This is a genomic window from Pedobacter sp. PLR (genome assembly GCF_026239675.1).
Classification (GTDB): domain Bacteria; phylum Bacteroidota; class Bacteroidia; order Sphingobacteriales; family Sphingobacteriaceae; genus Pedobacter.
Map to the genome: position 1 here is coordinate 335285 of NZ_JAPIVQ010000001.1, position 20868 is coordinate 356152.

Here is a 20868-nt window from a genome sequence, read left to right on the forward strand (position 1 = left end):
GAATGAGAAATACTATGGTAAAAAGAACTCAGTCTTTTTTAGCCTCATCTTTATAAATCCAGTTTCGGTATTATTTCCAACAGGCAGAAAACCTATTTTTTTATAAACTGTCCAGGCAGGGATGTTTAATGGATGAACTTCCAGCGATACCATTTTTAAGCCCAAATCGGAGAAAGCATAAGACAACAGGAGATTTGTTGCTTTCTGTGAGATGCCTTTCCCCCAAAAAGTCTTTTCTCCAATAAACACATGGTAGGAAGCTGTTTCAGCATCTATATCCAGCAACTGAATATTGCCGATATACTGATCATTCTCTTCTACACAAATGGCGAATCTTTTTTCATTGGTATTGGCAAGTTTACTTTTCAGCCATTCTTCTTCCATCTCAGGCGAGATGAATCGATCAGGTTTAACCTCTGTAAAAGCCCAGATATCCGGATCATTTCTCCAGTTACATGATGTCCTTGCATCTTCTAACACCAATGGTCTAATATAAACTGATGGTTTCATAGTAGTTTTTTCAAAACACCTAACATATAAGCCATGTCTTCTAAATCGTACCGATGATCAACAGGCAGATAAATTACCTCTTTAGCGAGTTTAAATTCCAACATATCCGGAGTTGTCCATTTTAAAACATTAGGCCAATAGGTAGGAATAAAAATCTTGTTAGCTATTAATTTGTCCTTTAAACCGTCCTTCGAAATCATTAAAGGATAAATCATGGCGGCGGTTTGCGTTGGAAATTCGAATGTTAATTCATTAATAGCTGATAAATTTTCATGCAGGAATTTAAAATTCTCTATGCGTTTATTTTTGCAAAATTCATAATCTATGCCGGCAAGGATCACCTGTGTTAACGTCGACATGGCCATAATTTCATTGTCAACCAATCCTTTTTCATTTTCAACAAAATCAGCATAACTACGCTCAATGCCAAAATCAATGCTTTTAATCAAATGCGAAAATCGATGGACAGAAATGTCATTGTCAAGTGTTAAACGGTCATCTGTATTGATCTGGAGGTATGCTCCATCAGAAACACCAAAAAATTTACGGCAGGAATAAATAGTATCTACTCCAGGCAGCGGTTTTGAAAAAAAGGCCTGAGCATTGTCAATAATCACATGATTTACGCTCTCACTTAACTTTTTAACCGCTGCTTGCTTTAAACCAAAGTAATTGGTATATAACAGACATTCTCCCTGCCCAACTTCAAAATCAAGTATCGGTTCCAACTGAGCGTTAATATGATAAAACTGATATGGAATACCTAATTTAAACAAGGGCTCCAGCATCACTTCACAAGTAAAATACGGGATATACATCTTGCTGTATTTTTTTATTTCCAGCAGATACTCCAATGCGTTTCTTGAGGTATTTAATTTGATCAGATCCGGATAGTACTCCTTATTTTTTGGCAATTGCAAATGAAGATATCCTCCCATTGCTTTAATTTCCGCGTTTTGCATGTACATATCATCTATGATTAGCAATATTTATCCTTGTCCTGGCTGGTACATTCTTAAATGAACAGGTTGATAAAATTCATATAAATTAGCAGGAACACGGGCATTATAACCAACAATCTGTCTTAAGTTTGCATTCAATGATTCTCCGAATTCATACCCCAGGAATCTTGGAAAATCCAGTTGAGGCTTAAAGAAGGGTTTCGTAAAGCTCAGGGTAATCACTCTTCGTGGAAGCTCTGTATAGTTCTTACCTGCAGCATGCCATAAATTGGAATCAAATAAAATGATGCTCCCTTTTTTTGCGATTGCGCGATCAGCATGTTCATAGAAATAAGCATCATCAGGTTTAACATCTTCTTTGTGCGAACCAGAAAGTAAATAGGTTGCGCCATTGTCGACTGTAAAATCATCCAATAAGACGATCATTTGAATCATCATTTTTAAGCTCCCTGTAAAACTCCTTAAATCACGATGTACATTTTGAACATAGGGCCGGTCATTTTTCATATTGATCACCCCACTCATCCCATTTAAGATGTAATTACCTCCTAAAAACAATCTCATTTCTTTATCACAAAACATTTCTTCCAGAAAATGCAACCCAAAATTATCACGTTCCAGTATATGATGGAGTGTACCTTCCATATTAGTATCTATCCCGTTTTCTATTTGAATTTGACGCCTGGTGTGATAAGCGTCTTTCAGATCAGATGTAATTTCATTGATCAATTCATCACTTAAAGCGTTTTCATAAACAACCCAACCAAATTGATTGATCGCCGACTCGAAATTAGGAATAGTGGCCTCTGTATAGTTAAATTTGTTTTTCATCTTAATATGATTTTAGTTTTTAACATTACACTAAACGTTTCTATATAATGGAAAATAATCTTTGTGAATGCTGATGCTTTTCTGTTCAACCAGCTTATTATATGTGGATTCATCAGCTACAAAACACCAGATATTATCTTCCAAAAGAAGGTCAGAAAATAAGGCTTTGAAATTAAAAAGAGTATCTTGTTTCCCCCCTACTCCCCCTCCGAGGTGAAAAAACTTCATTCCAAGCGTTCTCCCGATCAGACTGATTTCATCCATCATTAACTTACTTGGAGAGAAATGGATATGAGACTCACTGGTAGCTGACAAATGATTTCTGATCACATCATCAGACCAGATAACTGTAGCGCCACAAATCATTTCATCTCCGTCATAAATCAGGATTAGCTTACAGTTAAACTCTGAATTTTTAAGAAGAGAAGTAAAGTATTCTTCAGTAAAAAAATAGCTTTGATCTGCCTCTAACCGCTGCATATTTTTATTATACATGTTGGTAAACCGACCAATTTCCTCCTGTGTATCTGCTTCTTTTACCAAAAAACCTTTTTTCTGGAGTTGTCTTATTTGCCTGCCTAACCTTTTGTCATATTTAGATCTTTGTTCTTCAATTGACTGCATTAAATCAATGTATATTGTTTTTCCATTGCTTCTGATCCCCCCCAGTTTTTCCAATAAAAAACGCTGGTTTATGAATGGATTTAATCTGGAGAACACGCTTATAGCCTGATTTTTCTGCATAAAATCGACAAATGAGTACTTAAAGTTCGCGATTAAGCTATTACTCAGGGTCTCAAATTTTTTATTAGAAATCGGACCTGCGTACCCATAGCTGGAAGTAAAGTCGTAATAGCTGGTATTTTCAATTGCCCTCCTTAAAAGAGGTAAAGCAATAAACGCCTCTCCTTCTTCATATACAAAAAGAATGGGTTCCCCTCTCTTATCCAGGGTGTGGTAATGGAGCGTATGATAAATATCATAATCCACTGACTTTTTCACGTAACTAAACCATTTTTCCGCATCCTGATCCGTTACGATATGATACATAGGGACTGGTAGATCATTTTCGATGTATGACATTGTTATGTTTTTTAGTTCACTTGCATAATTTTTAACATTTCAGCATTCACCAGGTTAACATCAAATTTTTGCTTTGCAAAACTTCGTCCGTTTAGCCCGTAATTAAGAATGTCGTCGATATTATTGATGTAATGTTCCATTTTTAAAACCAACTCATCTATATTTTTAATCGGGATTAAAAAACCGTTGGGTTTCTCCGTTGAAGTGTCAACGGTTTCTCTACAACCTACAGAATCGCAGGTAATTAAGGCTCTTCCCATTGCCATTCCCTCTAGCATACATCTTGGCACCCCTTCTCCATAATAAGAAGGTAAGACCAAAATAGAAGCTTGTTTAATGTGTGGGCGGACGTCATTCACCTCACCAAGATATTCAATGACCTGGTCCGACTTTATACTGGCATATAATTCTTTATTAATCGAGTCAATATTATCATCATAGGCTCCAATGAGCTTAAAACTGATGTTGGAATATTTTTGACGAACCAATTTAGCAGCTTCATAAAACTCCTTAATGCCTTTTGCATTAATTAGCCGGGAAATCATTAAGAAATTAATGTTTTTGGTATCTGGAATAGAATAATCATAGTGTTCTAAATCCACTCCAGAGCCATTCACTACAAATGCCTGGTGTTGATTACTTATGATTCCTGTTTCTATGAGTTTGTGGTAATCATCAGCATTTTGAAAAATGATCTTCAGATGATCACTCCTTAGCAGACTCCACTTTAAAAGGCTTTTAGTGATGGTGCTGACCAGGCTTTTTTTAACACCATGACTGGTGAAATTGTAACCTAAGCCAGTTAACATAGGTGTAATACAATTTACCTTACAGAATTTAGCGATTACGGTTCCGTATATCACCGGTTTAAAGGTATAAGGGAAAAAGACATCTGGCTTGATCGTTTTGATTAAGCTGTATAGTTTAGAAATATACTTTAGATCAGAAAATATGGAGACATTACTTCCATTCAATTCATTCTCATGGACGATCACCTTTAGATCGTTCAATTTATCGCTCACCTCTTGTTGAGAGATCGTTGGCGTAAATACGTGGACTTCATTTTTCTTGACGAGCTCCTCGATTAATTTACCCCTAAAACCCAATAAGGTACGCGAAGAATCGCAGGCTATTAAAACCTTTTTTCTGTGGATGTACATTTCGATAAATTTAAGAACAAGTGAAAACTACAAAGCCACCTGCTCCAGGTGGCTATTGTAGTTTAATGAGGTATGATTTGACGGTTAAGTCTTTTGTGTTTTTCTACTTATAGTGTAGCTCCTGCTCCTGCACTTACTACAGATGGAACATTTGCAGCTGCAATAACAGCAGTTTTATAAGTATAAGTTGGCTCCCAGGTTGATGCTGAAGAGGTAATTCTATTTGCTCCACTAGCTTCAAATATATTCGAGCTTAATCCGCTGATTACTCCTGGAGTTGAACTTAAATCTGTTCTTACCGGCAAGCTTGAACCTTTAAAGTAGTTGTTCTCAAGACGGATAGTTGCACCCATAAATGCTCCTACATAAGCGGATTGATTGAAGTAGTTGTTAAACATGTGAACACTTCCGAATTTTGCATCAGGTGTACGCTCAGAGATATTGCTGAAGTAGTTATTGTATAAAGTTACTTTAAGCGTTCCTTTATCATCAGTATTTGTATATCCAGCACCAATCAGCATTGCAATATTTGAATCATGTATTTTATTCCATGATACGGTAATATAATTTGACTTGTTGGTAATATCTAACAATCCATCATAATAATCCCAACCATGGCTTTTATCTGCTGATAAATCGCAATGATCTACCCAAACATGATGCGTTGATTCTTTAATGGTAATCGCATCTCCACCTACAACGTTTGCAATCGTCATGTTTTGGATAATTACATTATTTACAGTGTATAGCAATAGACCAACACCATTTAATTTAGAACCTTTTAAACCGATAATTGATTTATTTGAAGATACATTGATCATTCCGGTACCAGTAATTGTTCCAGAAACCTGGATGATTGTCGGAGATGACGAAGCTGCTGCACTTTTAAGTGCTGCCAACGTAGATACCGTAACGGTTTGACCACCTTTACCACCTGTTGTGATACCATTTTCAGCGGCATATCCTAATAAACCTTGTGCTGCTACACCAGTTTCTCCTGTTGGAGGCGTCGTTGGCGTAGTAGGCGGGGTAGTTGGTGGTACGACAGTACCAGGAGTTCCACCGGTTGTAAAGGTATATTTTCTACCATTTTTACGGGGATCGCTATTATCTGAAGTAGAGAAAATCAAACTATTCGACCAATGGCTGAATTTCCCTTTACCTGTAGTGCGAATACTCGCATGTGTAGAATGGGCTGCTCCAAGTTCTTTGCCATCTTCAAAAATTCTAAGTTTGGAAATTGTCGGCTGCGAATTTGAGTCGCCGGTAATACCAAAGTTCTTTGAAATTCTGAAGGCAAAGCCTTCATCTACTGTAGCATTTGATAAATCTAAAGGTACAACTGTTGTATTCGAGACAACAGACTGTGAATCACTGAGGTGTGAATCATTCACACTTGGAAAGTCATTTGGAGCAGGACTTTCTTTCTTACACTGACTAAACGTTAAAACTGCTGATAGTAATAAACCTAACACACACACTCTTTCTAATTTTTTTTTCAATCTTTCCATTAATACTTCTCTTTTTTTAATTTACCCCTTTTAAACGGGGAGGTTGTAAAAAAATTGTATCTTAAAAGTTACAGAGAAGGAAAGAGAGAAAATGGGGTGAACTTTAAAAAATTGGCTCTACGCGCTTAAAATAAAGATCATACACCTGTATATGAGGCGTAAAGGGATTTCACAATTATTGCACAATTTTGTTTAATGACACTTTAGTGACAAACAAAATCGGGTTATTGGTTAAATTTTAGTGCCATACACTACGTTTTGATCCGACATTCTTATTCTTGGACGTTTCTTTAGTTCCTTCCCGGATCCATAAAACATCTTGTACCAATCGACAAACTGATGTACCCCTTCTTTCACCGAAGTTTTAGGTTTATAGTCGAATTCAGTTTCTAAGCCTGAAATATCTGCCCAGGTGTCGCTAACATCTCCATCTTGCATGGGCAAAAATTCTTTATCAGCTACAAGACCAACGTTTTCTTCTATTTCTTTAACAAAGTCCAAAAGTGTGACCGGGGCTCCCCTACCAATATTGAATACACGATATGGAGCTTTAGAACTCGCAGGATCTGGATTGCTGGCATCCCAATCCGGGTTACTTTCTGCTGGTTTATCTATCAGGTGAACGATTCCTTCTACAATATCATCTATATAGGTGAAATCCCTACTCATATTTCCAGCGTTAAAAACTTCAATAGGTTTGCCTTCCATTATTGCTTTGGTGAATATATACAGGGCCATATCTGGTCTACCCCATGGGCCATAAACAGTGAAAAAACGCAAAGCAGTATTTGGCATATTAAAGAGATGGCTATAAGCATGCGCCATTAACTCATTAGATTTTTTAGATGCGGCATACAGAGACACTGGATGATCTACATTATTTTCCACAGAAAATGGCATGTGTTTGTTTAAACCATAAACACTGGAAGAACTGGCATACAGTAAATGTTTAATTTTTGCATACCTGCAACATTCCAGGACATTCAGGAACCCACTAATATTCGATTCGATATAAGCCTCCGGATTAGTTAAGCTATAACGCACCCCTGCTTGTGCAGCTAAATTACATACTGCATCAAAATAATTGGTATTAAAGAGTTCCATCATCCCGTCCTTATCGTTTAGATCCAGCTTAACGAAAGTGTAGTTATTATATTTACTACTTACAATTGCTTTATCGTAAACGATATCTTCTTTGGCAATCCCACTCTCTGCTAAACGTGCATACTTTAGATTGACATCATAATAATCATTAATGATATCTATCCCTACGACTTCATCTCCTCTTTCCAATAAACGTTTTGCTAAATGAAAGCCAATAAATCCGGCTGTACCAGTTACTAAAATTTTCATAATGTTTATTTTAAGTGTTTATTTATAAGAATATTAATTCGGGGATGTGTTTCCATTCTGGATTGGATCAGATGGAAATCCTATTTACTATAAAAACCTTTGAACCAAACTTCCAGCCCAAATACACAAAAAAGGATTTTGGCTCTTCTTTCATCAGAGATTTGAATTTTGTGATCGAGCAGGTCTTCTATAAAGCTTCGCTTAATAATATTGGCGTATAAAGGTTGTGGGGCAAGAAGGTAATCGCTGATAATGGTTTTTAATTCCCCGTTAACCCAGGTCTTTAATGGAATTTCAAATCCTCTTTTAGGTTGGTTGATCAGTTCTGATGGCAGATATTTCAGTGCCAGGTCCCGCAGAATAGATTTGGTCGTAATTTTATTGATCCGGTAGCGATCGGGTAAGCCAGGTGCGAACTCTAAAATCTCCTTAGACAAAAATGGACTTCTGCCTTCGAGAGAATGAGCCATCGTCGCGATATCCATTTTTGGAAGCAGCCTGCTGAATAACATGGATTGAAAGTCGGTTAGGATGATCTTTTTTAAAGGAGATATAGGTAACTCATTAATGACAACCAGGTCCTTCGAAATCTCTTTCATCAATGGCTTTTGTAAAAATTGATCTTCAAAACCAACAAACAGATCGCATGATGCAGAATTGTAAACCTTGAGGATATCATCATAGCTGGCCATTTTCAGCAATCTGTACAAATAATTATAACTACTTTGCTTTTCATTTGCGATCGGTAAAACACGGGCAAGCAATCTTGCAGTACTGGTCGTTACCTGGCCCGAATTAAAGAAATCAAAGTGCCTGAAGGGAACATAACGTCGATATCCACCAAATAATTCATCTGCTCCATCTCCATTTAAAACCACAGTAATATATTTTTTTGCTTCTTTTGCTACATAATAACTTGGAATAGCAGAATTGTCACAATTTGGTTCTCCATGATTAATCAGGATCTTTTCTATGTCCTTTTGCAGATCTGTAAAAGAGATATCCACTTCGGTATGATTTGTATCATACTTTAAGGCCACCTTCTTTGCCAAAACAGATTCATCATAACTCCCTTCTACTCTAACGGTAAATGTTTTTAGACGATTGGTATGCGCTGCCGCAATGGCTGTCACTAATCCGCTGTCGATCCCCCCACTTAAAAACGAGCCCACATCCAGATCAGAACTATCTATTCTTCTTTTCACTGCCAACTGCAGGTTCAGATCCAGCTGTTCCACCACCTCCGTACTACTCAATTTATGTTCATTTTGATAAAAGGAAGAAATATCAAACCATTTTACCTTTTTACACTCATTCGTAACGGTATCGATCTCCAGATAAGATCCGTTCTCCAGCTCCGAGACCAGCTTGTAAGGCGTAGACTGACGGTAATGATAGCCCAGATAAAGATAATCTGCAATTGAGGCATAATCAATTTCCGGACGTATCACTTTAAACAGAACATTTAATTCAGATGAAAAAATACATTGTTCATCTTTAGTGTATACAAATAGAGGCTTCTTCCCTGCACGGTCTCTGGCCAGATATAACTTCTTGTTGATCGAATCATACAACGCAAATGCAAACATCCCATCAAACTCCTCTAACATCTGCATCCCAATGCGCTCGTACAGCATTAATAGCGTCTTGGTATCAGAATTTGAAGGATTCACCATTCCGTATTTTGCTCTGATCTCCAAATGATTATAGATCTCTCCATTAAATACAATAGTAAGTCCGTTGTGCGTCATGGGTTGTTGTCCCAGATCACTCAGCTCTTGAATGGCAAGTCTGGTATGGTACAATTGCAAATTATCCTGTTGATGATGACGCTGTTCATCAGGTCCCCGATGAAATAATTCACGAAATATTTCATCATTATTTTGACTGGAATTAAAATTCAACGTTCCAAATATTCCGCACATTATTTCTGAGTTTTATAAGTGAAAATTTTCCTGTCTTCCAACAGCCTGATGTTACCGGGGCAATAGCTCTGTTAAGGAACTGGTCTTATTTTCTGAGAATTGATTCACCAATGACAACCAATCTTGCAAAACCTTTTCTTCGGAAAAGTTCTGCTCAATATGTTTTCTTCCGTTTTCCCCCAATACATAGCGCTCCCGGGCAGACATTTTCATCATGCGAATCATTTTTCCGGCAAGGTCCTTTTCATCCCCTTGCTTAAATAAAAATCCACAATCAATATTTCTAATTAACTCCTCAATGCCATCTACAGAAGACGCGATGATCGGTTTATGATAAGCCATTGCTTCCAGAAGCGCATTTGGCATCCCTTCTAAGAAGGAAGAAAGTACAAATCCATCTGCGGCGGCCAGAAAAGGAGTAGTTTCTGTTTTTAACCCGAGGATGCGCACATGATGTGCGATTCCCAATTCCTCAATCACCTGAAAAGGCCATTTCTGATCAAATAAATTCCCCAAAATATCTATTCTGAAAGATTCATGATTCATTAAAGCAACGGCTTTAAATAAGGTCATATAATCCTTTTCAGGAACAAAATGAGCCATTGAAATCCAGACAAATGGTTTATTGCCTATAATATCAGTATGATTAGTCTGCCCCATTTCCGGAATTGATATGGCATTATTTACCACCAGACCTACTTTTTTCACCAGCTTACTCTGTTCAAAATTTGATTTTGACTTATAAGAGTTGTATACCACTACATCGTCCAGGCCAGAAGTTAATTTAAACGGTATATACCATTTGTTCGAAATTACAGGTGTTCTTATCGATGAAATCAGGTTAAAGCCAAACCACATTTTAAGAAAACGGGCAAAAATGATGGCAATAAACATAAAAGCGATGACCACCTCTGGCTTAAACGCGTTAACTTCCCTGAAGATTCTGACAACGTTTGAAATGGGATGGCTCATCCAATTTTTCAAAAATACAACTTCAAGACCTTCTTGTCTGAAATCGACATTAAAGTCATTAATTGGCTTCAATGATATGATTTTAACGTCATATGGCACCGATCTTAAAAACCTGGCTATTTTTAGCAACTGAGTTTCTGCGCCTCCTTTACGTAAACCAGAAACAATAAATAAGACTTTGGTATTCATACGAATTGATTAAAGTACTTCCACCCTGGAGAACACCGGTTTTTTATGTTGTTTATTCAGCCATTGAGAAAGCACCAATAATTTCCATATTTCTGGATATCGGTTCCATTTACCACTCATGTGCTCTTCGATGACCACCAATGTTCGGTTCACATCAATGCCAGGGATATTCTCTAATGCTTTTTTAGATAATTTATCTAAAACATACTCTTTTAATTCCGCACGAAACCAATTTTTGAAAGGCATGGTAAAACCTGATTTGGGACGGTCAAAGTAAGTTGCAGGTACATGCTCAAATAACAAATCCTTTAAAATACGTTTCTGATTATTGATCTGGTATTTAAAATCACTTGGTAAAGTCCTGGAGAATTCTATAATTCTATAATCCATTAATGGTGAACGTGATTCCAGGGAGAAAGCCATAGATGCCCGATCCACTTTTGTATTGATATCACCATTTAAATACGTTTTAATATCGAAATCGGAAACACGTTCTAACATGGGCTTGGAAGCATGGATCAACTGGTGCATGTGTGGACTTTCAAAGGCCAGACTTTGATTTAATATCCAGGAATCTTCCATGCTTCCGAGTAATTTAACATATAGGCTTTCTATTTCTGGCAAAGAAATACCCATAGCGATCAGTTTATGTCGGTAATTGGAGGAACGGCTTAGCAATGCAGCCATACTTCTGCGGACACCATGTGGCAATTTAAATATCCACTGCACTTTATCAATCCACCTATAGCGGTGATAACCTAGAAAGGCTTCATCCCCTGCATCACCACTTAAGGCTACTGTGACATGCTGTCTGGTATATTTACTAAGTAACATGGAGGGAATTGCACTGGAATCTGCAAATGGTTCATCGTAATACTTTGTTACATTTTCGATCAAATCGATTCCCTCATCATAATTACATTCTATAGTATGGTGTTCTGTACCTAAATGTCTGGCCACCTTTTCCGCATATACACTTTCATCAAACCCTACTTCATTAAATTTTATTGAAAAGGTCTTTAAATTACTGACCTGTTTTGAGGCGATCGCTGAAACAAGTGAAGAATCTATTCCTCCGGATAAAAACACCCCCAATGGTACATCAGCAAACATTCTTATTTTTACCGCATCGTTCAATAGTTCTGAAAGTTGATCTTTAGCATCCTGGTAACTCCCAATGAACTTATTGGTCCAATTGTAGTCTAAATCCCAATACCTGGTCAGCTTCAAGTCGCCCCGCAGCAAATCAAATTTAAAATAATAACCTGCGGGTAGCTTTTTAACTTCAAGATAGATAGAGTTGGGTTCGGGAATATAATTCCATACTAAATACGATGCTATTGCATTCTCATCAATACTTAAATTATTTTCTATATCAATTTGTGAAGGCTGACTTGCAAATTCGAAGGATCGACCCGAATGCATATAATAAAATGGCTTCTTGCCTAAACGATCCCTTGCACCGAATAACTCATTGTTTAAAGTATCATAAATTACAAAAGCAAACATGCCATTGAAATGTTGAAGGCATGCTGCTCCATATTCCAGATATGCGGCACAAATGACCTCAGTATCTGAACTGGTTTGAAATTGATAATTCCTGAGTTCCAGTTCTTTTTTTATGCTTTGGTAGTTGTAGATTTCCCCATTAAACACAATATGAAGATGCAGATAGGAAAATGGCTGATTAGAACGGGCATCTAAATCAATAATAGCTAATCTATTATGAGCAAAAAGTACGTGCTCATACCTTTTTATTCCTGTATAATCTGGTCCCCGAAAACTAATCCTTCCCATTTTCTCCCGAATGGTATCATCTGAGTAAGGCAGAGTTGTACCGTATATTCCACACATAATGCGATGCTTTAAAGTGTTAATGGATTAATTCCTCATACTTGGCACTGATTAGCCCCAAGGCGTATTTCTGATAAACATTGTGCTTAATTTCAACTGCATTCCAGGTATCTACGGTACAAGCTGAAATTATACTCCTCTTAAAACCCTGAAAATCACCTTGCTCTAAAACATAACCATTAAATCCGTTGATGATCAGCCCTGGTATTCCACCCACTTTAAAGGTGACCACCGGAAGCCCAACATTCAGGGCTTCCAATACTACATTGGGAAATCCTTCGGTGTAAGAACTAAGTACCATCAAATCATGTTGCATCATCACTTCCTGGGTATTGCTGATCTGTCCTAAAAACTCAACCCTTGAAATCAGACCTAATTCTTTTACTTTCTGAATGATTTCATTTTTCAGCACTCCAACTCCTACCAGACTTAAATGATAATTATCAGGTAGGTCCGCTAAAATATCAATCAGCCTGTCCAGTCCTTTTTCTAAGGTAAACCGGGCAACCACCAATAGTTTATAGATTTTAGTCCGCTTCTTCACTTCTTTTACTTTCAGTGTTTGAAGCACTGGATTCCCAATTACTGTGATCAGCTTAGGATTAACCGCATAGGTATTCACTAGACTTTGCTTCATTTCCTCCGATTGGCAAACGATGTGTTTATAACCTTTGTAGCTCAATCCGGTAAAATGCTCATAAAACCGAAATTTCGAACCTTCAAACAAGCGTAGTTCATGAGGAATATTTGATGCTCTGGCCACCAGAACAGGAATCTTTAAAAACAGGCTGACTAATGAGACTAAAATATTGATATGGTCTGTTGTAGAAAAAACTGCATAAGGCCGTTCTCTCTTCAAAACCGAATAAAGAGCGAAAAATGACCTGGAGGCTCTTTTAGTCTTAAGATCGATAAATCTCACCTGATCCAGATCCATTGAAAAACAATTTTCAGAAGCATCCAAAATGACAATGGTTACCTCAAATTTGCTTTTATTAAAGCCCTGAGCGAGGTTCCAAAACACTCGCTCAGAACCACCTGATGCCAGAGAACTTAAAACAAAAAACACTTTCCTTTTGGGTACAGGCGTTAGATTAACAGCCTCTTTTTCTTCAATACGCATATCAGTTGAGAATAATCTTGTTAATAGTTAACCATATTATTTTAAAATCACCTACCAGGTTATTATGGTTTATGTACCTCATGTTTTGATGAATTTTTGCTGGAATAATATTTTCTATATAATAAGCCTCGGGATCTGGTACTTTTTCAAGTAGCTCATTCTCATTGCAAAATTCCAATGAAGCCCAGTCAGTGATACCCGGTTTAACTGACAATACTTTTATTTGTTCCTCATTATATAAGTTCACATATTTTCTAACTTCAGGACGAGGTCCTACAAAACTCATATTTCCCCTTATAATATTTAATAACTGTGGTAGTTCATCCAACTTGTATCTCCGTAAAACCTCACCAACCTTAGTTATCCTACGATCATGATTTCCTATGGTCAGCAAATTTTGATCTGCAGGGTGAACATACATGGTCCGAAACTTATACAGATTAAAGTCCAGCATATTTTTACCTACCCGAATCTGGCGATAAAACACGCCCCCCTTAGAATCTATAAGAATCAGAACACTTATAATAATGAAAATTGGTGCTAATACAATTAGCCCAATTGTAGCTAATAAAAGATCGAAAACCCGTTTAGTGTCCATGTCTAATGTTTTTTTGTGCAATGATTCTTTAACTTACTTGGTAGCAATACCTATAATAATGTATCGGCACTTCCTGGGAATCATCCAATCAAAAAACTTATCTAGTTTCCCAAGGAAAATCCGTTGAGATTCATTTCTGCCAAAACAGCCGAAAAAACCTACCGTAGTATACTTTACATCACTAAAAGAGGAGAAAACAACATCCATATCACTTAATTTCAAATAATTCCAGTTTTTAGTGCCAAACCAATACCTTAAGATTTTATGAAAAATTGACGCCGATAAGTTTTCAGCAAATAATAATTTACCTCCAGGCTTAAGCGAGGTATGGATTTGGTTAATGGTCTTAATTTTTACCTGCTGGCCATCCACCCCTGGTATTCCTCCTAGAATTGATTTAAATGTTATAAAATCAAAATGATCAGCATATGGAATATTGGTTGCATCTATCGCTTCGTAAGCTATGTATGACAAACAATTATATTGATGATGAATCTTTTTCGTATTTGCATCTGGTATCTCAAGGTTTGAGCAGATCACACGGTTTTTATTCAGAGCCAACCATAAGGATAAACCGCCGCCATATGCCCCCAGTTCTAAACACTTATTATCACGCTGTTTAAGCTGTCCTAATTTTTCCCAAAAAGGAATTGCTCTTGACCAATTTTCTGTATCCCACCCTATAATGTCTCTTTTTAAATAGTCCTTCATAATGAATTTGTTAGGTAAAACATGACATGTTATATATGACTGTTTTATGGTTAAAATTTAAAAACCGTTATGCATACTCCACAACAAGAGTCAACCCTGATTTAAGATTAAACGGCCCCAGTTGGCTGAAATACTTTTTACTGAATTCGTTTTTTTTATTAATTGAGCATTACCTGCAATTTTTTTTCTGAGACTCTGGTTCGTTATTAGTTCATTCATAGCTTCGGTAAGTTGAATCTGGTTGAAATTTTCAACTAAAAGCCCGTTTACTTCATGATCTATAATTTCTGAAGGACCATATTCACAATCAACAGCGATACAAGCACAGCCAAAACTCATTGCTTCTATTAAAGCGTTAGGGTAACCTTCATTTCTCGATGACAATACAAATAACTCAGCCTGATGATAGTAATCTTGCAGGTTATCTTTAACACCTAATAATTTAACCCTTCCTACCAGGTTTAACTTTTCAATCTGTGCGTTTAATTTTTCAAATTCATTCCCATTCCCAACAATGATTAAATCAACATTTTCGGCATTAATTTTACTATATGCGTCAATTAATAAATCAAATCCTTTGATAAAATTGAGCCTTCCTACACCAAGAATAAATGTTTTGTCATTTACACTGGTATTAGACGGTTTGGGAAATACGTGTATTGGGTTCCTAATGATCTTAAAATTATTCAGCTCTTTATAAGATTCATTTCTTTTAATACAGTCAGCAATTCCTATCGCCGGAACGACAATAGCTTTAGATTTCCGATAGATTAAAAAAGATAGTTTTCTAAAAAAATAGTTAAAAGAATTAATGGTTCGATCTGGCATCGTGCGCTCTGAAACCACAAAGGGGACATTTGTCAGGCTACAAGTTAACCCTGTCCACAGATTTGCAGCGGTCATAAAAGAAACCACACAATAAGGTCTTTCTTTAATGAGCAAGGCGATTAACCTGAAGTAAATCAATCCCGCGTACCTGATTCTATTCCAAATATGCTCAGTACCTCTGCCCTTCAATAGGTTCACCCTCCTAATTTCAGGTGAGATTTTAAAAGCCGGTTCAGCTTCATTGAGGCAAACCATAAATACATTATAGCCTTGCTTGCTGAACTCATTGGCCAAAATAGAGATGACTCTTTCCGCCCCTCCACCCTGAAGATTATTAATAACAAAAAACAATTTTTTTTCCATGATTCCTCAATCCCCATTATTGAAATGGCATCAGTTAACTTTACAGTATCGTCCTCATTGTACCCAGGGCCCCCTGCAGACTACGTTCTTTCACCTCAAACAAAAAGTATTTCTTTATATAGAGGGCAAAAAGCTTAATCCTTTGGTTCCAGGAATATTTGAAAATTTTAATGATCAGATGCAAATCATGAAGTTCTTTTTGTTTTAAACTTCTAGGTTTTAATGAACTCCAGATCCCACCGGGATGCATCCTATAACAACTCATAGTTTCAGGCAGAATATAAATGCCTTTACCAGATACAAACGTTGTATAAAGTTTGATGAATCTATCCGGCGCGTTGCATTTTAAAAACCAATCTGCAGTATACATTTTCTTAATCTCGGCTGAGTTTCTAAATACAATGGTCAAAGTGGAAATTTCCGTTTTATTCTCAGTCATTACATCATTAAAAGAATAAATAAGCGGTGTAGGATTAAAATTCATATAATGAATTTCATTGTTTTCCGAGATCTTTTTAGAATAATGACCACACATGACAAAGGCTTCATTTTGTTCCAGGAAATCCACTTGTTTTTGTAGTTTTAAAGGATCTGTCCAGTAATCGTCCCCATCGCATATCGCAATGTACTTGCCCCTTACTGCTTTAAACACTCTGACAGCATTGTTATTCGCCCCCACATTAGATGGAGAGGTAATTAGTCTGATCTTATCCGGATATCTGGAAGCATATCCATCCAGAATTTGCCGGGTTCTATCCGTAGAGCAATCCTCACCGATGATAATCTCAATGGGGAAATTTGTTTGCTGCATCACAAAACCTTCAACTGCCTGAGCAATGTATTTCTCATGATTATAGGTTAGGCAACATACACTAACCATAATTTCCTGATTATTTCTTTCCATCTTATTTTTAATAAATCCGTCAACTTTCGGTACACAAGCCCTATAAACAATTTTACACAGACACTATAAAGTAGATAAGGGAGCTAGTCTTTTGAGAACTAATTGTTTGAAATCAATAATTGCTGATAATTTAAAGAGATAGCAGACTGCAAAATAGCTGATGAAATAACTAAGCCCTAAAACCATAATCCGGAGTAGATCGCCAAAATCAAATCTCAGCAGCACTTTGTCCAGAAAAAAACAACCTATCCCTATAAAACCTGATATAAATAAAGTGGGCAAAATATCTTCAACTTGCTTTTTAAATGGATAATTGATAAATCTGGCGCTATAACTAGAATTGATGTAAAAAGCGAAAAAGCTAAAGATCAACTGGAAATAAAGCAGCCCATATATACCTAATGGAAACACACAAAATATCCCTATCACACATAATACCTTCTTGATAATTTCCAATCTTAGAAATAAACTTGTTTGCCCTTTTACTTTTAAAATGTTCAGGTTATAGGCATGTATGGGATACATCACACCGGCGACACATAAAATTTGAAAGTAAGGAACAGCGGGTAACCATTTATCTGTTAAAACCAATCTGAATAAAGGTTCAGCTATGACACACAAAGCGATTAAACTGGGTGCCATCCAAAAAAGAACCTGCAGCATTATTTTTTTATACACATTCAAAAGTTGTTCAGCATCATCGGCAATTTTAACGAACATTGGAAAAGTAACTTTATTAATTGCGGATGAAATGATCCCAATTGGAAGCTGACTAATTGAATCGGCTCTGGAATAAAAGCCCAACTGTGCCGGGACGTAAAACTTGCCAATGAGAATCGCGTAAATATTTTGGTATAATTTATCCAGCAAACTGGATAAAGTGAGCTTATACCCGTAACTAAAATGATTTTTGAAGCTTTTGGAATCAAATAAAAGGATGGGCCTCCAATTAGAAAAGTACCAATGCAGCATTGTAGATATCAACGAATTAATTAGGCTCATCCATACCAGACTCCACACTCCGTAACCCAGTTTCGCTAAAACAATTCCTAAAATCCCTCCACCTAAAACAGATGGAATCTGGATCATGGTCATTGTTTTGAATTTCATTTCCTTAACCAGAAGTGTTTGCTGAATCCCGAAAAATGCATTGATGATGAGTGCTATTCCATAAACGCGGACAACATTTGTAAGCACTGGCTGATGATAAAACATTGAAATTAAAGGAGCTGTAAAAAACAAGATCAGGTAAACTACTGCACTTCCTAATAAATTAAAGTAAAAAACCGTGGAGCAATCATTTTGCGTCACCTCTGCGGTCCGAATAAGAGAAGAGGTCAAACCACTATCTAATAATGAATTACCAACGGCAATAAACACATATAACATGGCGATTAAACCAAATTCTGCTGGCGATAAGATCCTGGCTAGTATAATTGTGATAAAAAATCCAATAAATTTTGAGCTCAGTTCCTGCCCTACCGCCCAAAGAACACCATAAATTGTTTTCCCTTGTAGATCCATGATCTTTATAATCGGAAATCGACTGAGGCATTAGGAAGCAATGATTTGATATCGTATACCACAGTGTTCTTTTTACATAAGCTTGGCAGGTCAATGCTTTTAAACTCCTGATGGGCAACTGCTAATAATATCCCGTCGTATTTCCTGGTTTTAGACTCCCCATTCTCACATATAATTCCATACTCATGTTTCGCATGCGCCACATTTGCCCATGGATCATGAACGGTTACCTGTACGTTATACTCTTTTAATCTTTTGATAATATCAATCACTTTCGTATTCCTGACATCCGGACAATTCTCTTTAAATGTAAAACCCAATACCAGTACTTTTGCACCCACAATATGAGTGTCTTTTTGAATCATTTGCTTGATCAGCTGGTCTGCTACATAGGCGCCCATGCCATCATTAACTCTACGCCCAGCCAAAATAATCTCCGGGTGGTAACCCGCTTCCTGTGCCTTTTGCGCCAGATAATAAGGATCTACCCCAATACAGTGTCCACCAACGAGACCTGGTCTGAAATTTAAAAAGTTCCATTTAGTACTTGCTGCATCCAGTACCTCATTTGTGTTAATACCCAAACGATTAAAAATCATGGCCAACTCATTAACAAAGGCAATATTAATATCCCGTTGTGCATTTTCAATGATCTTGGCAGCCTCTGCAACTTTAATACAGGATGCTTTATGGGTACCTGCTACAATAATGGATTTGTATAATTGATCTACGATTTCAGCGATCTCAGGCGTAGAACCTGAAGTTATTTTAAGTATGTTGGCCACTGTATGTTTTTTATCCCCGGGGTTAATCCGTTCCGGAGAATAACCAGCAAAGAAATCAACGTTAAATTCAAGACCGGAGATTCTGGCTAATACGGGCACACATTCATCTTCAGTAACTCCCGGATAAACCGTTGATTCATAAATTACAATATCCCCTGGTTTAAGAACCCCGCCAACAGTAATGCTTGCGTTAATTAAGGGCATCAAATTAGGCCGGTTATTTTTGTCTACCGGCGTAGGCACGGTAACAATAAAAATCGTACAGTTTTTTAGGATTTCGGGATCATTGGTACAGTACAAACCTTGTGCAGTACTGCAGTCTCTGGTCAGGACTTCATTCAATAGCCCGGCATCAATTTCAAGCGTATGATCAAACCCGGAGTTGAGTTCGGAAATACGTTCTTCATTAATATCAAAACCCAATACTTTGTATTTCTTTGCAAATTCTACAGCCAGGGGCAGCCCTACATAACCGAGGCCGATAATACCAATTTTAGTGCGTGAGTCTAGCATGTTAAAGGTTTTATTAATAGATGAATCAGAAAATGATTATGAAATTTTTGCTTCCTTAAAAGCATATGGAGGCACAACATAGCTCATGATGGTGCTCCTTAATGTATTTGATTATTGCAAAATAATTGATGATAAGCTTAAATAAGTGTGGTCACTTATAGCTTCGCCACTTCAGTTACAGTAGCTGATTTTGAACTAAAATATCCGAGAAACATCTCCCCTCCCAAATAGAAATTGTTCCGCCAATTGTTCAGACTGTTTATCTTGAAAATTAGCTTCTGTATAAAATCACTTTTATATCAGCGATTTCGTAGAATAAAGCTAGGTAATTATTATGGAGAAAATAGCGAATATGTAAAAGTTGTCAATCTATTGTAAAGTCTATACAGACCATTTTACAATAGTGTAAAAATAAGGCCTCATAGGTGCATCTGCAATTCCCCATTTTTACTCAATTAACCAATCAGTTGTAAATATCAGCCTGGTAACAGAACTGTACAAGAAAATATTTCATTCTACAATTATATTCACAGTACTGGTTAAATTGAATAATTCAGTAATTATTCTCAATATGATGAATCAATATTGTACAGCAAACACAAAATTTGCTGATTTGGTATCATTTTTTCATGGTATTAGGTAAGATCAGCACATCCAACTGATCGGGTATATTTTGGTAATAGGATTAAGTTAAATTTAAACTACCTACAAATTATGACACCTAATAGAGGAGATGTGATCGAACGTGTAGTACGTAAAAAGATCGGAATCAGCGAGCTTTCCAGAAAGCTTCATGTTAGTAGAACAGCTATCTACAATTGGTTTGAATATGGCCAGGTAAACCTGGAGACCATCTGTAAAATTGGCGAGGCTATAGATTATGATTTCACAAAAGAATTTCCGGAGGAATTTGCAAGTGCTCAAAATTTAAAAATTACTGAGAATGCAAATAGCCAGGGAAAACAGGATGAGGATGGCAATCATGCAGTAGATTACTGGATGACCAAATACATCAGCCTGCTGGAGAAATACAATGATTTGTTAGTCGACATGACGCATACCAATTCAAATGTCAATTTAAATCCACGCGGTCCGGAGCACCCGACTCATTTAAGTATTCGGTAACCCGGGTCTTTCGCTTGCGCATAATAATTAAAAAGCCAGTTTTC

18 protein-coding genes are annotated in these 20868 nt (G+C 36.9%); 1 reads left to right on the forward strand and 17 read right to left on the reverse strand.

The genetic code is table 11. From position 1 onward, the window contains the following. Nucleotides 1–12: 12 nt before the first annotated feature. From OQX61_RS01420 to OQX61_RS01500, 17 genes are all read right to left on the reverse strand, one after another. The gene (locus tag OQX61_RS01420) at nucleotides 13–510 is read right to left on the reverse strand and encodes a GNAT family protein (protein WP_265839855.1); all 498 of its coding nucleotides are present in this window, start codon (nucleotides 508–510) and stop codon (nucleotides 13–15) included. Beyond that, a complete protein-coding gene (locus OQX61_RS01425) occupies nucleotides 507–1478 on the reverse strand; it encodes a hypothetical protein (protein WP_265839856.1) in 972 nt (323 codons plus the stop codon). The genes OQX61_RS01420 and OQX61_RS01425 overlap by 4 nt, the downstream gene beginning before the upstream one ends. A 21-nt stretch (nucleotides 1479–1499) precedes the next feature. Beyond that, nucleotides 1500–2303: a phytanoyl-CoA dioxygenase family protein gene (locus OQX61_RS01430; RefSeq protein ID WP_265839857.1), complete on the reverse strand. Its 804-nt coding sequence runs from the start codon at nucleotides 2301–2303 to the stop codon at nucleotides 1500–1502. 30 nt (nucleotides 2304–2333) lie between these two features. Then, complete coding sequence (locus OQX61_RS01435) at nucleotides 2334–3386, reverse strand: GNAT family N-acetyltransferase (protein ID WP_265839858.1); 1053 nt, start codon at nucleotides 3384–3386, stop codon at nucleotides 2334–2336. A gap of 11 nt (nucleotides 3387–3397) precedes the next feature. Next, nucleotides 3398–4546, reverse strand: a complete 1149-nt coding sequence (locus tag OQX61_RS01440; protein WP_265839859.1) for a glycosyltransferase family 4 protein — start codon at nucleotides 4544–4546, stop codon at nucleotides 3398–3400. Nucleotides 4547–4653: 107 nt separating this feature from the next. Then, nucleotides 4654–6057, reverse strand: a complete 1404-nt coding sequence (locus OQX61_RS01445) for a pectate lyase (RefSeq protein ID WP_265839860.1) — start codon at nucleotides 6055–6057, stop codon at nucleotides 4654–4656. Nucleotides 6058–6288: 231 nt separating this feature from the next. Continuing rightward, complete coding sequence (locus OQX61_RS01450) at nucleotides 6289–7410, reverse strand: NAD-dependent epimerase (RefSeq protein WP_265839861.1); 1122 nt, start codon at nucleotides 7408–7410, stop codon at nucleotides 6289–6291. A gap of 80 nt (nucleotides 7411–7490) precedes the next feature. Further along, nucleotides 7491–9335 (reverse strand): asparagine synthase (glutamine-hydrolyzing), encoded by a 1845-nt coding sequence (asnB, locus tag OQX61_RS01455; RefSeq protein ID WP_265839862.1) that lies wholly within the window; start codon nucleotides 9333–9335, stop codon nucleotides 7491–7493. A gap of 51 nt (nucleotides 9336–9386) precedes the next feature. Continuing rightward, the gene (locus OQX61_RS01460) at nucleotides 9387–10496 is read right to left on the reverse strand and encodes a glycosyltransferase (RefSeq protein WP_265839863.1); all 1110 of its coding nucleotides are present in this window, start codon (nucleotides 10494–10496) and stop codon (nucleotides 9387–9389) included. A 9-nt stretch (nucleotides 10497–10505) separates the two neighbouring features. Next, entirely contained in the window at nucleotides 10506–12350 is a 1845-nt protein-coding gene (gene asnB, locus OQX61_RS01465) for an asparagine synthase (glutamine-hydrolyzing) (protein WP_265839864.1), read from the reverse strand. A gap of 19 nt (nucleotides 12351–12369) precedes the next feature. Next, complete coding sequence (locus tag OQX61_RS01470) at nucleotides 12370–13473, reverse strand: glycosyltransferase (RefSeq protein ID WP_265839865.1); 1104 nt, start codon at nucleotides 13471–13473, stop codon at nucleotides 12370–12372. A gap of 1 nt (nucleotide 13474) precedes the next feature. Further along, nucleotides 13475–14071, reverse strand: a complete 597-nt coding sequence (locus tag OQX61_RS01475) for a sugar transferase (protein ID WP_265839866.1) — start codon at nucleotides 14069–14071, stop codon at nucleotides 13475–13477. Between the two features lie 33 nt (nucleotides 14072–14104). Beyond that, entirely contained in the window at nucleotides 14105–14782 is a 678-nt protein-coding gene (locus tag OQX61_RS01480) for a methyltransferase domain-containing protein (protein WP_265839867.1), read from the reverse strand. 90 nt (nucleotides 14783–14872) lie between these two features. Next, nucleotides 14873–15973, reverse strand: a complete 1101-nt coding sequence (locus OQX61_RS01485) for a glycosyltransferase (RefSeq protein WP_265839868.1) — start codon at nucleotides 15971–15973, stop codon at nucleotides 14873–14875. A gap of 40 nt (nucleotides 15974–16013) precedes the next feature. Further along, a complete protein-coding gene (locus OQX61_RS01490) occupies nucleotides 16014–16877 on the reverse strand; it encodes a glycosyltransferase (protein ID WP_265839869.1) in 864 nt (287 codons plus the stop codon). Nucleotides 16878–16940: 63 nt separating this feature from the next. Next, a complete protein-coding gene (locus tag OQX61_RS01495) occupies nucleotides 16941–18401 on the reverse strand; it encodes a lipopolysaccharide biosynthesis protein (RefSeq protein WP_265839870.1) in 1461 nt (486 codons plus the stop codon). A 5-nt stretch (nucleotides 18402–18406) separates the two neighbouring features. Then, nucleotides 18407–19699: a nucleotide sugar dehydrogenase gene (locus OQX61_RS01500; RefSeq protein ID WP_265839871.1), complete on the reverse strand. Its 1293-nt coding sequence runs from the start codon at nucleotides 19697–19699 to the stop codon at nucleotides 18407–18409. Between the two features lie 714 nt (nucleotides 19700–20413). On the opposite strand from OQX61_RS01500, the gene OQX61_RS01505 reads away from it, so the two are divergent. After that, the gene (locus OQX61_RS01505; protein WP_265839872.1) at nucleotides 20414–20824 is read left to right on the forward strand and encodes a helix-turn-helix transcriptional regulator; all 411 of its coding nucleotides are present in this window, start codon (nucleotides 20414–20416) and stop codon (nucleotides 20822–20824) included. The last annotated feature ends 44 nt before the right edge of the window (nucleotides 20825–20868 follow it).

What these genes read in the sequence shown, in the direction of transcription:
- OQX61_RS01420 (WP_265839855.1), bottom strand. Translation starts at nt 510, where the DNA reads ATGAAACCATCAGTTTATATTAGACCATTGGTGTTAGAAGATGCAAGG.
- OQX61_RS01425 (WP_265839856.1), bottom strand. Translation starts at nt 1,478, where the DNA reads ATGTACATGCAAAACGCGGAAATTAAAGCAATGGGAGGATATCTTCAT.
- OQX61_RS01430 (WP_265839857.1), bottom strand. Translation starts at nt 2,303, where the DNA reads ATGAAAAACAAATTTAACTATACAGAGGCCACTATTCCTAATTTCGAG.
- OQX61_RS01435 (WP_265839858.1), bottom strand. Translation starts at nt 3,386, where the DNA reads ATGTCATACATCGAAAATGATCTACCAGTCCCTATGTATCATATCGTA.
- OQX61_RS01440 (WP_265839859.1), bottom strand. Translation starts at nt 4,546, where the DNA reads ATGTACATCCACAGAAAAAAGGTTTTAATAGCCTGCGATTCTTCGCGT.
- OQX61_RS01445 (WP_265839860.1), bottom strand. Translation starts at nt 6,057, where the DNA reads ATGGAAAGATTGAAAAAAAAATTAGAAAGAGTGTGTGTGTTAGGTTTA.
- OQX61_RS01450 (WP_265839861.1), bottom strand. Translation starts at nt 7,410, where the DNA reads ATGAAAATTTTAGTAACTGGTACAGCCGGATTTATTGGCTTTCATTTA.
- asnB (WP_265839862.1), bottom strand. Translation starts at nt 9,335, where the DNA reads ATGTGCGGAATATTTGGAACGTTGAATTTTAATTCCAGTCAAAATAAT.
- OQX61_RS01460 (WP_265839863.1), bottom strand. Translation starts at nt 10,496, where the DNA reads ATGAATACCAAAGTCTTATTTATTGTTTCTGGTTTACGTAAAGGAGGC.
- asnB (WP_265839864.1), bottom strand. Translation starts at nt 12,350, where the DNA reads ATGTGTGGAATATACGGTACAACTCTGCCTTACTCAGATGATACCATT.
- OQX61_RS01470 (WP_265839865.1), bottom strand. Translation starts at nt 13,473, where the DNA reads ATGCGTATTGAAGAAAAAGAGGCTGTTAATCTAACGCCTGTACCCAAA.
- OQX61_RS01475 (WP_265839866.1), bottom strand. Translation starts at nt 14,071, where the DNA reads ATGGACACTAAACGGGTTTTCGATCTTTTATTAGCTACAATTGGGCTA.
- OQX61_RS01480 (WP_265839867.1), bottom strand. Translation starts at nt 14,782, where the DNA reads ATGAAGGACTATTTAAAAAGAGACATTATAGGGTGGGATACAGAAAAT.
- OQX61_RS01485 (WP_265839868.1), bottom strand. Translation starts at nt 15,973, where the DNA reads ATGGAAAAAAAATTGTTTTTTGTTATTAATAATCTTCAGGGTGGAGGG.
- OQX61_RS01490 (WP_265839869.1), bottom strand. Translation starts at nt 16,877, where the DNA reads ATGGAAAGAAATAATCAGGAAATTATGGTTAGTGTATGTTGCCTAACC.
- OQX61_RS01495 (WP_265839870.1), bottom strand. Translation starts at nt 18,401, where the DNA reads ATGGATCTACAAGGGAAAACAATTTATGGTGTTCTTTGGGCGGTAGGG.
- OQX61_RS01500 (WP_265839871.1), bottom strand. Translation starts at nt 19,699, where the DNA reads ATGCTAGACTCACGCACTAAAATTGGTATTATCGGCCTCGGTTATGTA.
- OQX61_RS01505 (WP_265839872.1), top strand. Translation starts at nt 20,414, where the DNA reads ATGACACCTAATAGAGGAGATGTGATCGAACGTGTAGTACGTAAAAAG.